This is a genomic window from Neobacillus terrisolis (genome assembly GCF_051233475.1).
Lineage (GTDB): Bacteria > Bacillota > Bacilli > Bacillales > Cytobacillaceae > Bacillus_BU.
Map to the genome: position 1 here is coordinate 25951 of NZ_JBKFGH010000030.1, position 14349 is coordinate 40299.

The window sequence follows — 14349 nt, forward strand, 5'->3', positions numbered from 1 at the left end:
ATTATTAAAGTATCTTTTTATGTCTGAAACAATTACAAATGTACTTTATTTGTCGGGCATAATCTGGCGAATGTAAATACCAGCATGAAAAAAATAGTTTCAAGCTTCGGTAGTAAGGAGGGAAAGAAACATGCCACGTAAATGTGTAATCACTGGTAAGAAAACCACTACAGGTAATGCACGTTCCCACGCGATGAATGCTAACAAGCGTACATGGGGCGCTAACCTTCAAAAAGTACGCATTCTTGTTGACGGAAAGCCTAAGCGAGTTTGGGTTTCAGCAAGAGCGTTAAAGTCCGGTAAAGTAGAACGCGTATAATGAAGCGTCAAAGACACCCCTTTGGGTGTCTTTTTATTTTCTGGCAGTGTTCATTTTTAAATTGATGTTTTTTAAAAATAATCAATTGGGAGGTTCGGGCTATTGGTTATAGTTTGGCCGATTTCACCTGCGGTTTTTGTAACCAACAAAGGACTTAAATAAAAAAACACCCAATAAATGGGTGTATATAGTATTTGTTTATCTTATATATATAAGAAACATCCCTTTTAACAAATTATCCTTTTTTAAATGCTCCTATCATTACACGGACAAGTCCACCTAAAAACTTCGGCAGTTTGATCGTATAAAATCTCATATTTGTCCCTCCTCACCATCTAAAACAATCCAGCACTGTTTTCCTTTTGTCCTTACATCATATTCAATGAATTAAGATAAGTACTCTCTATTAGGGTGTTTTTTAATCACAACTTCTTATCACCATTAATATGCCTTCTGTGAACGAAAAAGTACCACAATCAAGAGTAAGTTCATTACTAATACATAATGTAGATCCTAAGGGAATATGACAATCGGTTAATGGATATTTAAATCCTATAAGTGTTAGACTGGTTACGATCGGTGTAATCGGGATAAAAGAAATATATTTTTTTTCTGGGAGTTTTAATAAGGTATGTTCTCCGGCAGACTTTGCAAACAGAATGTTTTGGGAATCAATTATCATCACTTCGGTTTTAGATCCTTGAAGGATCGGTTTAAGTAATAATTGGACATTGGCAAAAAAATGATCCAATCTTCCACCAGTACCGCCAAAAATTCGGATCGTTTCCGCCCCTTGTTCCAATCCCCAATTAATCGCTAATTCCATATCCGTTTCATCTTTTTCCGATTTAAATTTATGAATGCCGTTTACTTTCATTTCAATTTGCTGCCATTCTTCAAATGACACAGAGTCAAAATCGCCAAAGCAAATGGCCGGTTTGATTCCATTGGCTAGTAGGATTGTGGCCCCTTTATCGACGCCAACCCAAATAGCTGTTTCTTCATTATAGGTTTGCAAATCTGGCAGATGGTCAACCGGGCCGCCGCCAACAATATTAATAATCATGATTCTCACCTGAATTTGGATTTGTTTTTGAAACACTATGTCCTTGTATATTTTTGCGAAATTCGCTCCCTTTAATTTATCCTTTTGAAAAAGAGTCAGCATTCCGCTGACTCTTTGTAAATTTGCTTATCCTCTTAATTCTGCGATGGCTTTGCCTCTGTCCTGTTGATTATAGACAGCTGAGCCGGCAACTAATACTGTTGCACCCGCTTCGATACATAGCTTTGCCGTTTCCGCATTAACGCCACCGTCTACTTCAATTTCAAGATTATGGCCCTTTGCTTCTGCCATTTCTTTTAATTGGCTGATTTTCGGTAATACGGAAGGGATGAACGCTTGACCGCCAAAGCCTGGGTTAACAGTCATAAACAGGACCATATCAAGCTCTTCGATTACGTGCTGGATCATTTCCACAGGTGTTGCTGGATTTAATACAACTCCGGCTTTTACACCGAAGGATTTAATATAAGCAAGCGTGCGATGAAGATGTCTGCATGCTTCTACATGAACGGTAATATAATCAGCTCCGGCCTTCGCGAACGCTTCAATGTATTGATCTGGATTTTCAATCATAAGATGAACATCCAACGGTAATTTGGTAACAGGGCGAATCGCTTCAACAATAAGCGGGCCGATTGTAATATTTGGGACAAAATGTCCGTCCATTATATCGACGTGAATGTAATCAGCTCCTCCTGCTTCCACATCTTTAATCTCTTCTCCCAATTTTGAAAAATCTGCAGATAATATGGATGGTGCAATTTTAACCATGATTAATACCTCGGCTTTCTCTCTTTAATTTCTTGTAGAAAATCTTTATAGTGCTCATATCGGTATTCCGGAATTTCCCCTGATTCTATGGCTGCCTTTACCGCACATTTCGGTTCGGAGAGGTGAAGACAACCTCTAAATTTGCAATTTTCACTTTGTAAAGCCATTTCTGGAAAACAGGAGGACAGTTGTTCTGCTTCAATGTCCGTGAAATCCAATGAACTAAATCCAGGTGTATCCGCAACAAGTCCATTTCCCACTTCAATAAGCTCAACGTGACGAGTTGTGTGTTTTCCCCGGCCAAGGTGGGAAGAAATATCGTTTGTTTTTAATTCTAAATCAGGACGTAATACGTTTAGTAAGGATGATTTTCCTACACCCGATTGTCCTGCAAATACCGATATTTCCCCTTCAAGAAACGGCATTAGTTCAGCGATTCCTAATTCAGTTTCCGAAGAAGTTAGGATCACGTCATACCCTGCTTTGCGATAATGGGCCACATATTGGTCAAGATTTGCTTTTTGTTTCTCATTCGCCAAATCTAATTTTGTGATGCAAATGATTGGTTTTATATGATTAAATTCAACCAGCACAAGAAAACGGTCTAGTAAGGTTGTACTAAAGTCAGGTTCTACTGCAGAAAAGACAAGAATAGCTTGATCCACATTGGAAATAGGCGGTCTGACAAGTTCGTTTTTCCGCTCTTTAACCTCTAGTATATAGCCTTCCTGATCATTTTCAGCTTGATAAACGACATGATCACCGACTAAAGGAGTCACTTTATTTTTTCGAAAAACCCCTCTGCCCCGGCATTGAACCAATCCTTCATCACCGAGTACATAATAAAAACCACTTAACGCCTTTATGATTTTGCCCTCAGGCATAGCAACACTCCTTAACTAAAATATAGACATTAATCACCCGGATATGGAATCTCTTCATCAATAATTACCGTGTTGTCACGGACGACTCTAATCCAACCGACTTTTCCTGCATGAATTCTAAATTGATATTCTTTCGTAACATTTTGAGAGATAATGAGCGTTTCATATGGCTCGGTCATACTATTATCTGCATCTTCAATATAAACTTGAACATTATTTGCCTGCCCAGGAGTAGACGGCTGGTATGGGATTATAAACTTTTTCGTAACCAATTTAGGAGGAATTTCTTCTTTCCCTTTAGACATGATTACCGCTACTTTGTCCCCTTTATTCAGCTCCGTTCCTGGTGCTGGATTTTGTGAAACCACCAAGCCTTTAGCAATCGTATCGTGATATTGTTCTTGCGTCATATCGATAGTAAGTCCGACGGATTGAGCATAATCTTGAACACTTTTTGAATTAAATTCGGTTAAGTCTTTCAACTTAATTTTTTCCGGACCTTTGCTTACTGTAAACTCAAGGATGGTATCCTCAGGAAGGACTTCAGCATCTGCTTCTGGGAATTGTTTTAATATTGTCCCTGGTTCACTTTCGTCATAAACTTCAATTTTAGTAATATCTTTAAAGTTTTTCTTTTCTACTAGACGGAGGACGTCATCATAATCACGGCCAACATAATCAGAAAGCTTTTGTTTTTCTTTCCCGATGCTTTGGTAGACATCTATTTTTTGACCCTCTTTAACAAATTTCCCCGCTTTAGGGTCCGTTCTAATCACATATCCTTCTGCAACCTCATCGCTGTTTGTCTCAATGGTATCCCCGACCTTGAAACCTGCGGAAACAAGCTCAGTAATCGCTTCTTCAAGCTCCATTCCACTGACATCCGGAACCTCAACATCCTTCGGTTCTAACAAATCTGGTAAAACGGTAACCGCGAAGATTCCAAACAAGACTAGAAAAGCGAAGATGGAAACGAGAACAATTGGCCATTTTTTCCTTTTTTTCTTCTTCGGTTCTTTCTTATCCTGTGGTGAACCCGACCCCTGCTTATCCTTACCATGAACAATCGTTTCGTCCAAATTTTGGTATGGGCGATCATTTGTAATAATCGGAATCGCTTTGGTCGCCTCATCATCAACGGGAATCACAAATTTTGGTTCATTTATCCGTTCATGAGAAAGGGCCGTCTGCAAATCTTCTTCCATTTCCTCCACACTGTCATAGCGATGGAAAGGATCCTTAGCCGTTGCCTTAAGGACAATATTTTCCACACTTTGCGGAATAAGCGGATTCCATCTTCGAACAGATGGAGTTTCAGATTGTAAATGTTTAAGAGCAATGGATACCGCAGACTCTCCGGAAAATGGCAGTCTTCCGGTAAGCAACTCAAACATAACAATTCCAAGTGAATAAATATCTGATTTTTTAGTGGCCATACCACCCCGTGCTTGTTCAGGAGACAAATAATGAACAGAGCCTAGAACAGAATTCGTTTGGGTAATACTTGTAGCACTTAGCGCCATCGCAATCCCAAAATCGGTAATTTTCACATTGCCTAAAGGATCAATGAGAATATTATGCGGTTTTATATCACGGTGAATGATATGGTTTTGATGGGCATGGGATATTGCCGATGTAAGCTGCTTCATAATATTGAGTGTTTTTTCCACCGGCAGCGATGAATTATGTTGTATGTATTGTTTTAATGTTTGGCCTTCTACGTACTCCATGACAATATAGTAGAGATCTTGTTCTTCGCCAACATCATAAATGCTGACAATATTAGGATGAACCAAGCTTGTTGCAGATTGAGCTTCACGATGAAATCTGCGAATAAATTCTTCATCATTTGCAAAATCAAGGCGGAGCATTTTCACTGCTACATCCCGGTCTAAAATCATATCATGTGCTAAATAGACGTTGGCCATACCTCCGCCGCCAATCATTTCGAGAATCTTATAGCGGCCGCTGACTCGTTTCCCTATCATCATGTTCATTCACCACTTTCGCATGAATCATAAAATTCTACAATAACAAGGGTGATGTTATCCTCGCCACCATAAAGGTTAGCGAGTTCAATCAGACGGGAAGCTTTTTGTTCTAACGGAAATTCCTGAATCAAAACTTCAACAAGTTCTTCTTCTTTTACTTTGTTGGACAATCCGTCAGAGCATAAAAGAAGCAAGTCTCCTTCTTCAAAGGTAATCGTCTTAATATCCATTTCGACATTTAATTCTGTTCCTAACGCCCGTAATAACAAGTTTTTCCGCGGATGATGCTCAGCATCTTCTTTCGAAATTTGCCCGGAACGAACCAACTCGTTAACTAAAGAATGGTCTTCAGTAATCTGCTTAAAGCCCATCTCATTGGACATATAGCAACGGCTATCCCCGATATTTGCAATGGTTGTAAATCTGTTCGTACAAATGGCTGCTACAATGGTCGTCCCCATTCCTTCACATTCCTGATGGTTTTGGGCATGCTGAAAAATTTTGCTGTTCACCATATTTATGTGATCACGGATCCAAGTTTCGGCAGCTTCAGCAGTAGCGATTACCGCTGTGTTTTCCCAATATTCCTTAAGATTTGAGATTGCCATTTCACTCGCCACATCGCCAGCTCGGTGGCCGCCCATGCCATCAGCGACAATAGCAAGGCGCTGGCCGGCCTTATTGACAAAAATTCCGCCATTGTCTTCATTATGTTGGCGAATTTTCCCTTGGTCTGTCATAAAAACAGCTTTCATTCTTTATCTCGTCTCCTCTTTCCGCTCCTTAGCACGAAGCTGGCCACATGCTGCATCGATATCATGCCCGTGCTCGCGGCGAATCGTTACATTGATTCCATGTTTTTTTAATGTATTTTCAAATTCAAATATTTGATTCCTAGGAGTTCGTACATAATCCCGCTCGGGAACATAGTTAACAGGAATTAAATTAACATGACATTTGATTCCTTTAATTAATTTTGCTAACTCTTCAGCATGTTTAACTTGATCGTTCACACCGCCAAATAATCCATATTCAAAACTGACTCGTCTTCCTGTTTTCTTAATGTAATAGCGCACTGCTTCCATTAAGTCAGGCAAATTATAGGCACGATTAATTGGCATAAGCTTGCTTCTAATCTCCGTATTCGGTGCATGAAGAGAAATTGCAAAATTAATTTGCATGTTCTCGTCTGCGAAATCATAAATCTTTGGAATGATTCCACTCGTTGAGACGGTTATATGACGTGCGCCAATATTTAAGCCATTTTCATGATTGACAATCTTGAGAAAAGAAAGCATATTGTCATAGTTATCGAATGGTTCTCCAATCCCCATGATAACAATCGAGCTTACTCTTTCTTCTGTTTCATCAAGAGCTTGTTGTACTTTTACCACTTGAGCGACAATTTCCCCAGCTTCCAAATTCCGTTTTAAACCACCGAGCGTTGATGCACAAAAAGTACAGCCAATCCGACAACCTACCTGTGTCGTTACACAAACTGAATTTCCATACTCATGACGCATTAACACTGTTTCGATGGAAAAACCATCCTTTAACTCAAATAAAAACTTAATCGTACCATCTGAAGATGTTTGTTGGATAATCGTTTTTAACGTGGTTAATACAAATTGTTCGTCGAGTTTCTCCCGTAATCCTTTCGAAAGGTTTGACATTTCCTCGAACGATGCTACTCTTTTTTTGTATAACCAATCAAAGACCTGTTCGGCACGAAATGGTTTCTCACCATTTTCTGCTAACCAAACTCTTAATTCCTCAAGCCGAAGCGAATAAATAGAACGCTTATCCTCACTTGGTGTTTCATTCTGTGATGTGACTATATTTTCCAAATTTCTACACCTTCTTCCTTAGGCAAGCTATATAAAATCCATCTGAACCAAAGTCCTGTGGCAATATTTGCAGAGAAAAACCGTTAACCAAAGCCCGTACAGCTTCCGGCATCCGGTCTGACAAAGTTATATCGCCAGAGAATTCCGGATACTCCTTTAAAAAGTTTTCAACAACCTGCTGATTCTCTTCTTTATCTATCGTACATGTACTATATACAAGAATTCCATCTTTTTTTAGTAATGGAGCAACGGATTTAAGCAAATTTGTTTGAATTTCTTGAAGCCTGCCTAGATCTTCTTCTTTTTTTGTGTATTTCATATCAGGCTTCCGCCGCATGACACCGAGTCCAGAGCATGGGGCGTCTAATAATATTTTGTCAAATGTTTCGCTTTCAAACTGCTCCTGAACCTTCCTTGAGTCAAGGGCTTTTGCATCTATATTATTCAAGCCTAACCGTGCTGCGTTTTCTTTAATCAGCTTTACTTTATGTTCATGAAGATCAAGAGAATAGACTGAACCTGTAGCATTTAGACGTTCAGCTATATGGGTTGTCTTACCTCCAGGTGCAGCACAAGCATCTAACACTTTTTCATTTGACTGGATGCCTAAAGCATAAGCCACCAGCATCGAGCTCTCATCCTGTATCGTTAACAAACCCTCTTTAAAAGCTTTGGAAGAGGCAAGATTACCCCGTAAAGCTTTGATTGCCTCTGGAATAATCGGGCTCTTTTCAACTGCAAAACCCTCTTCCTCCAAACGGGAGATACACTCTTCACGGCTAATTTTCGTTAAATTGACCCGAGCTGTTTGGAGTGGTGCAGTTAAATTCATTTCGCACATATCTGTTGCTCTAGTGAACCCTAATTGGTCAACCCATCGTTTTACTAACCAAAGCGGATGACTCGTCTCGATTGCTAATCGTTCGACTGGATCGTTTATTTCTTTAAGATCTCGTAATCCACTTCGTTGAATGTTTCGCAATACTCCGTTTACCAAACCAGAAATCCCTTTATGGCCGCGTTTTTTGGCAATCTCAACAGCTTCAAAAATCGCAGCTCGATCAGGAATCTTATCTAAATAAATCATTTGATAAAGGGTTATTCTTAATAAATTAATCACCCAGCTCTCCAGCTTTTTATTATTTTTCAAAAAGGGCTCTAAATAAAAATCCAATGTCATCTTACGCTGTAATGTCCCGTAGGTTAGTTCAGTTAACAAGCCGACATCGATTTTGTCTAGGTGATTTTTTTCAATTGTTTTATTGAGTAACAAATTGCTATATGCTTGATTTTTATCGATTGCCTCAAGCAGCTCCACTGCTGTTTCCCGAACATTTTTTTTGATTGTCTTCATGTTAATGTCTAATCCCCTATCTGATCACCGACGCTAATTGAGACTTTTCCTTGCAAAAATTGTTCAGTGGTCATTTTCTTTTTTCCAGCAGGCTGAATTTCCGTAATTTTTAGCGCCGTTTGATCTCCGGTTGCAATGACGATTCCGTCCTTGTGAATATCAATAACAGTACCTGGTTCAGCCTGTTTCTCCGTGTTCAGCTTACGTGACTGCCAAATCTTTAACGGCAAGTCATTCCAAATGGTATAGGCTACAGGCCATGGATTTAACCCTCTAATTTGGTTATAAATTTCTTCACCAGGCTTGGTCCAATCAATTTTTTCTTGCTCCCGTTTAATGTTAGGTGCAAATGTCGCTTCTTCCTCATTTTGTGGTATCGGTGTCAGTTCACCGGCAATAAGCTTTGGCAGTGTTTCTAGCAAGAGCTCCGACCCAAGTTTACTTAACTTATCATGTAATGTTCCAACATTATCGTCTTCGGTAATCTCTACCTCCGCCTGAGTCAATATATCGCCTGCATCCAATTTTTCTGCCATATACATGATCGTAATTCCCGTTTTCTTTTTACCAAGTAAAATCGAATAATGAATCGGGGCCCCGCCGCGAAGTTCAGGGAGCAATGAAGCATGGACATTAATGCAGCCATACTTCGGTGCTTCAAGTAATTCCTTTGGCAGGATTTGCCCAAAGGCAGCTGTTACCACTAAATCTGGTTGTAGTGCTAAAATTGGTGCCAATTCTTCGGGACGACGGATTTTTTCAGGTTGAAACACTGGAATCCCTTTCGTTTGAGCTTCCACTTTAACAGGAGGCGGTGTCATGATTTTTTTCCGGCCGACCGGTCTATCCGGCTGCGTAACAACTGCAATCACATCATACCCATGATCGATCAGTGATCTTAAAACGGGCACTGAAAAATCAGGAGTCCCCATAAAAACTATTTTCGTCATGCCTGCTCGCCTCCTTCAAGCTCATTTTCATCAATATATTTGGTTATTTTAGAGGTAAACAATACACCATCTAAATGATCAAGTTCATGTTGGATCGCTCTTGCTAAAAATTCCTCCGCTTCGATTACGAAGGTTTTTCCTTTACGGTCTTGAGCCTTTACCTTTACATAATTGGCCCGGGTTACTTCTCCATACACTCCTGGAAAACTCAAACAACCTTCTGGTCCTGTTTGTTCCCCTGTTGCCTCAAGGATTTCAGGATTGATTAACTCAATTGTCCCGAAATCATCGTCAATATCGACGATGGCAATTCGCTGTTTTAAGCCAATTTGGGGTGCAGCCAATCCAACTCCATCAAATTCGATCATTGTTTCATACATATCATTTAATATTTTTGCAAGCTTCTTATCGAAGACCGTTACTTGATCACAGTTTATTTCTAAAATTTCTGCGGGATAAGTTACTATTTTTCTTATTGCCAATTCCGTTCCTCCATCTTTTATCTCATATATACATTTTCTACTAAAAAAACCTTCTTCATAACCTTACATCAAAATATGTGGATTCATATCAATTGAGATTTGCAGGCCGTTTTTTCCGGTTTCTTGCAAAAATTGTGAACTAATTTTTTTCAATGAATTTCTTAGCTCTGGTTCCCGTTTGTATTTTATCAAACATTGATAGCGATATCTATCTTTGATCCTTGGGATCGGTGAGGCTACTGGACCTAAGACAGCTGCTTTGTTGGAAAGAGATTTTCGTAAAAAATGGGTGATTTTCTCTGTGACAGATACAACCTCCATTAATTCCGTATGGCTGACCGTAACGAGTGCTAAATAATAAAATGGCGGGTATTGATGAGTTTTGCGCATCATCATTTCCTTCGCATAAAACTGGTCGAAATCTTGATCACCCGCTAATTCGATGCTGTAATGATCAGGTGTATAAGTTTGAATGACGACTTCACCTGGAAGATGGTGCCTGCCTGCTCTTCCGCTCACTTGAGTCAGGAGCTGAAACGTCTTTTCGGATGATCTAAAATCCGGCAGATGCAGCATCGTATCTGCAGATAGGACCCCTACTAGCGTTATATTCGGAAAATCAAGCCCTTTTGCAATCATTTGTGTGCCTAGTAAAATATCAGCCTTGCCTTCCTGAAACTCGGTTAACAACTTTTCATGTGAGCCTTTGCGGGTAGTGGTATCCACATCCATCCGGATTACCCTTGCATCTGGCAATAGCTTACCAAGCTCTTCTTCTACCTTTTGTGTCCCTGTTCCGAAATAGCGAATATGTTCACTTTGGCATTCAGGGCAATGCTTTGGAGTTCTAGTCTCAAAACCACAATAATGACATTTCATATTGTCCTGTACACGGTGGTAGGTTAAGGAGATCTCACAATGAGGACAAAGAACAACGTATCCGCAGTCTCTGCACATAACAAATGAAGAGTGACCACGTTTATTCAAAAAGAGTACTGTTTGTTGTTTTTTTTCCAAGCGGTCCTGAAGCTTCTCAAATAATTCCCTCGAGAACATCGAGCGATTTCCGGCGCGGAGCTCCTCTCGCATATCAACAATTTGGACGGAAGGCAATGCTTGATCATTCATTCGCTTTGATAAAGTTAATTGCTGATAAACCCCTTTTTGAGCCCGGGCAAATGTTTCTAACGAAGGAGTCGCACTGCCAAGGACAACCGGACATTGGTATCGTTCAGCTCGATGAATGGCCACATCCCTAGCATGATAACGAGGATTTTCCTCCTGTTTATAACTTGTTTCATGCTCTTCATCAATGATGATAATTCCTAAATTTTCAAATGGTGCAAAGATTGCTGACCTCGCACCGACAGCGACACGGACCTCTTTACGCTGAATCTTTCGCCATTCATCATATTTTTCCCCTTGAGATAGACCACTGTGTAAAACGGCAACAAGATCTCCAAATCTCTCCTTAAAGCGGTTGACCATTTGCGGTGTTAACGAAATTTCCGGGACGAGAACAATAGCTTCTTTCCCTTTTTCAATGACTTCTTGAATGGATTGAAGATAGATTTCTGTTTTTCCGCTTCCCGTTACACCATACAATAAAAATACCTCATGTCGATCTTCCCTTATCGTAGAAAGAATCGGCTTGATAGCCGCTGCTTGTTGATCGGTTAATGATAATGGTGTGGTTTTGTTAAATTCTCGTTCAGCATATGGATCTCGATACACTTCTTTTTCCTGGATCAAAAGAATGCCTTTATCAACCAAGCCTTTAATGGTTGCCAGGCCAACTGACAAATTCACTTGAAGCTTACGAGATTCAATCGGTACCGGATGTTCGATAAAATAGTCCAGCAATACTTGCTGCTTTATGCCCTTAATATTGTTTTCTTTTTCAAACTGCATTTGCTCAGTTGAAATTTTCGGGAATATAAAGGAGAGGCGCTTTTTCTTAACTTTCTCTTTTACTTCATAAATTACTTCTATGTTCCCATTGGCCGCCTCTTTTTTTATCACATTGATGACATTCTGCTTAAGCGCATCATTCCATAATAAGGACCCTCCCTCATTGAAGAAGGGCTGTAGTAGAGGAGAGATGTCTTCTACATTTGCATGGGGAGCTAGCTGAATTTTCTTTTCATATTGTGCTTTTAAAGCGGCCGGGAGCATAGCTTGAAATGCGGAAATTTTTGTAGACAGCACTTGCTCGGTTAGCCAATCCCCCAGTTCCAACAGCTCCTTATTAAGGACAGGTGTCAAATCCATCGGTTCGATAATTTCTTTTAATTTTTCAATATCATATGTTGAAGTATCTTTAACTTCCAAGACAAACCCCTGTATGTTTCGGGGGCCAAATGGAACAACAACCCTCATTCCCGGTTCGATCAAGCCTCTCCATTGTTCGGGAATGAGGTAATCAAAGCCTTTATCGATTTGTTTTGCAGCTACATCAACGATTACACTCGCTATATTCATGTTCCCTCATCCTATAATTGCAGCGATATTTGTTCCAATATTTTTTGGGCAACCTGATTCTTTGACATGAGCGGTAATTCAATACTTGTCCCGTCCTTTTTATAAATGGTAACAATATTGGTTTCCGTTCCAAAGCCGGCACCAGCTGTTTTAACATTGTTGGCTACAATCATATCTGCATTTTTCTTCTTTAATTTTCCCATCGCATATTCCTCAACCTGCTCGGTTTCAGCCGCAAACCCCACCAAAATTTGACCAGTCTTTTTTTGACCAAGCTCAAATAAAATATCTTTTGTTCGTTCTAATTCAAGCACCTTTTCTCCGGGTTGCTTCTTCATTTTATGGTCATGACTAACCTTTGGACGGTAATCGGCTACTGCTGCGGTTTTAATCACGATATCAGCCGTTTCATATTGATCCATAACAGCTTGATACATGTCTTCAGCACTTTCTACATTTACAATTGAAACTCCATTTGGAGCAGGGATATTAACCGGGCCAGAGATTAACACAACCTGTGCGCCTTCATTTGCCGCTTCCTCAGCAATTGCATACCCCATCTTTCCAGTTGAATGATTGGTAATAAAGCGAACGGGGTCTATTTTTTCCCGGGTAGGTCCTGCAGTGACGATGACTTTTCGTCCGGCAAGCTTCGTTTTCTTTCGATTAAAAAATTCACCAACAAGCTCGATGATTTTTTCTGGTTCTTCTAATCTCCCTTTGCCAACGTAACCACAGGCTAAATAACCTTCGCTTGGTTCAATGAACCGGTACCCAAATTCGGCCAGTGTTGCGATGTTTTTCTTGACCGCTGGGTGATCATACATATGAACATTCATCGCTGGTGCAATCCAAACTGGTGCCTGTGTGGCCAGCAAGGTTGTCGAAATCATATTATCGGCGATCCCCCCGGCAATTTTCCCAATTGTATTTGCGGTTGCAGGGGCTACAATAACTAGATCAGGCCAATCGGCTAGGTCGATATGGGCGATAACCTTTGAATTTTTCTCGTCAAATGTATCTGTATAAACATCGTTCTTTGATAATGCTTGAAAAGTTAATGGTGTTACAAATTTAGCCGCAGCGTCACTGAGGATAACTTTTACATTTGCTCCCGCTTGAGTCAGCTTGCTTGTTAGTGCTGCAGCCTTAAAGACTGCGATACCACCGGTCACACATAGTAAAATCTTTTTCCCGTTTAACATATATGTACCCTCCACCTATTACTATTTCTTTCTTTCATTATGCAAGAATACCAAATTTTTTTCATTAAAATAAACCAAAAAATCGAAACTCACCATTTGAAAAGCCTCTTAAAAAAATAACAACCTTTTCAGGTTGTTATCTAAGTTACTATTATTCAGAAATAGGTTCACCTTTTTTAGGTTCGTTTGTAAATGTTAGTTTACCCGCATAGATTTCTTCTAAAGATCTGCCCACATTTTTATGAGAAACGTACTTTGTAAGCTGATAGTCATCTGTTTCTTGAAGATTTCTGGCACGCTTAGCCGCAACAGAAACTAATGAGTATTTTGAATCAATCTTAGTTAATAAAGAATCAATAGAAGGATATAGCATAATTAATCAACCTCCAGCATTTTTTTATAGCGTTTTTCAATTCGTGTTCTACGGCAATGCTCTGCAATGACAATTGCTTTAATTTTTTCAACAGCGTGATCGACTTGATCATTTTCAACAACATAATCGTAAAGAGACATCATTTCGATCTCTTCTTTGGCGACCGTCATTCGATTATTAATGATCTCCTCTGTCTCTGTTCCCCTTGTGGTAATTCGATTTTTAAGCTCACTGAGGCTTGGTGGAGCTAGGAAAATAAATAAACCGTCAGGGAATTTCTCCCTCACCTGCTGCGCCCCTTGTACCTCAATTTCAAGAAATACATCTTTTCCATTTTCCAGTGTCTCTCTTACATAATCAACCGGTGTCCCATAGTAATTCCCAACAAATTCAGCATACTCCAGGAGCTTTCCTTGCTTAATTAGCTCTTCAAATTCTTGCCTAGATTTAAAGAAATAATCCACTCCATCTACTTCGCCCTCACGTGGTGCTCTTGTCGTCATCGAAATCGAATACTCGAAAGCGGTGTCTGGCTGGGAAAAAATCGCTTTCCGCACGGTCCCTTTTCCAACTCCGGAAGGCCCGGAAAGAACGATTAACAAGCCTTTATCGCGCATATTTGTAAA

15 protein-coding genes are annotated in these 14349 nt (G+C 39.9%); 1 reads left to right on the forward strand and 14 read right to left on the reverse strand.

Annotation, left to right across the window (positions count from 1 at the left end):
• Positions 1–130 precede the first annotated feature (130 nt).
• Complete coding sequence (gene rpmB / locus ACI48O_RS17915; RefSeq protein WP_090830093.1) at positions 131–319, forward strand: 50S ribosomal protein L28; 189 nt, start codon at positions 131–133, stop codon at positions 317–319.
• 235 nt (positions 320–554) lie between these two features.
• Here the strand turns inward: rpmB and spoVM are convergent, their stop codons facing one another.
• The 14 genes from spoVM to gmk form a co-directional block, all read right to left on the reverse strand.
• Positions 555–635 (reverse strand): stage V sporulation protein SpoVM, encoded by an 81-nt coding sequence (spoVM, locus tag ACI48O_RS17920; protein WP_435563289.1) that lies wholly within the window; start codon positions 633–635, stop codon positions 555–557.
• A 102-nt stretch (positions 636–737) separates the two neighbouring features.
• On the reverse strand, positions 738–1385 hold the full coding sequence (locus tag ACI48O_RS17925; RefSeq protein WP_435563222.1) for a thiamine diphosphokinase: 648 nt from the start codon (positions 1383–1385) through the stop codon (positions 738–740).
• 126 nt (positions 1386–1511) lie between these two features.
• Complete coding sequence (gene rpe, locus ACI48O_RS17930) at positions 1512–2156, reverse strand: ribulose-phosphate 3-epimerase (RefSeq protein WP_435563223.1); 645 nt, start codon at positions 2154–2156, stop codon at positions 1512–1514.
• Between the two features lie 2 nt (positions 2157–2158).
• Positions 2159–3040, reverse strand: a complete 882-nt coding sequence (gene rsgA / locus ACI48O_RS17935) for a ribosome small subunit-dependent GTPase A (RefSeq protein WP_435563224.1) — start codon at positions 3038–3040, stop codon at positions 2159–2161.
• Between the two features lie 29 nt (positions 3041–3069).
• Complete coding sequence (gene pknB, locus ACI48O_RS17940) at positions 3070–5031, reverse strand: Stk1 family PASTA domain-containing Ser/Thr kinase (RefSeq protein ID WP_435563225.1); 1962 nt, start codon at positions 5029–5031, stop codon at positions 3070–3072.
• A 2-nt stretch (positions 5032–5033) separates the two neighbouring features.
• Entirely contained in the window at positions 5034–5786 is a 753-nt protein-coding gene (locus ACI48O_RS17945; protein ID WP_435563226.1) for a Stp1/IreP family PP2C-type Ser/Thr phosphatase, read from the reverse strand.
• Positions 5787–5789: 3 nt separating this feature from the next.
• Entirely contained in the window at positions 5790–6869 is a 1080-nt protein-coding gene (gene rlmN / locus ACI48O_RS17950) for a dual-specificity RNA methyltransferase RlmN (RefSeq protein WP_435563290.1), read from the reverse strand.
• Between the two features lie 13 nt (positions 6870–6882).
• Complete coding sequence (gene rsmB, locus ACI48O_RS17955) at positions 6883–8232, reverse strand: 16S rRNA (cytosine(967)-C(5))-methyltransferase RsmB (RefSeq protein WP_435563227.1); 1350 nt, start codon at positions 8230–8232, stop codon at positions 6883–6885.
• Between the two features lie 8 nt (positions 8233–8240).
• Entirely contained in the window at positions 8241–9182 is a 942-nt protein-coding gene (gene fmt / locus ACI48O_RS17960) for a methionyl-tRNA formyltransferase (protein ID WP_435563228.1), read from the reverse strand.
• Positions 9179–9664: a peptide deformylase gene (gene def / locus ACI48O_RS17965; protein WP_435563229.1), complete on the reverse strand. Its 486-nt coding sequence runs from the start codon at positions 9662–9664 to the stop codon at positions 9179–9181. The genes fmt and def overlap by 4 nt, the downstream gene beginning before the upstream one ends.
• 63 nt (positions 9665–9727) lie before the next feature.
• Positions 9728–12145, reverse strand: a complete 2418-nt coding sequence (priA, locus tag ACI48O_RS17970; RefSeq protein ID WP_435563230.1) for a primosomal protein N' — start codon at positions 12143–12145, stop codon at positions 9728–9730.
• A gap of 11 nt (positions 12146–12156) precedes the next feature.
• Positions 12157–13350, reverse strand: coding sequence for a bifunctional phosphopantothenoylcysteine decarboxylase/phosphopantothenate--cysteine ligase CoaBC (gene coaBC, locus ACI48O_RS17975; RefSeq protein WP_435563231.1), 1194 nt, complete (start codon positions 13348–13350; stop codon positions 12157–12159).
• A 151-nt stretch (positions 13351–13501) separates the two neighbouring features.
• Positions 13502–13723 carry a DNA-directed RNA polymerase subunit omega gene (rpoZ, locus tag ACI48O_RS17980; protein ID WP_435563232.1) on the reverse strand — a complete coding sequence of 74 codons (222 nt, stop codon included), beginning with the start codon at positions 13721–13723 and terminating at the stop codon, positions 13502–13504.
• 2 nt (positions 13724–13725) lie between these two features.
• Positions 13726–14340, reverse strand: a complete 615-nt coding sequence (gmk, locus tag ACI48O_RS17985) for a guanylate kinase (protein WP_435563233.1) — start codon at positions 14338–14340, stop codon at positions 13726–13728.
• Positions 14341–14349 lie beyond the last annotated feature (9 nt).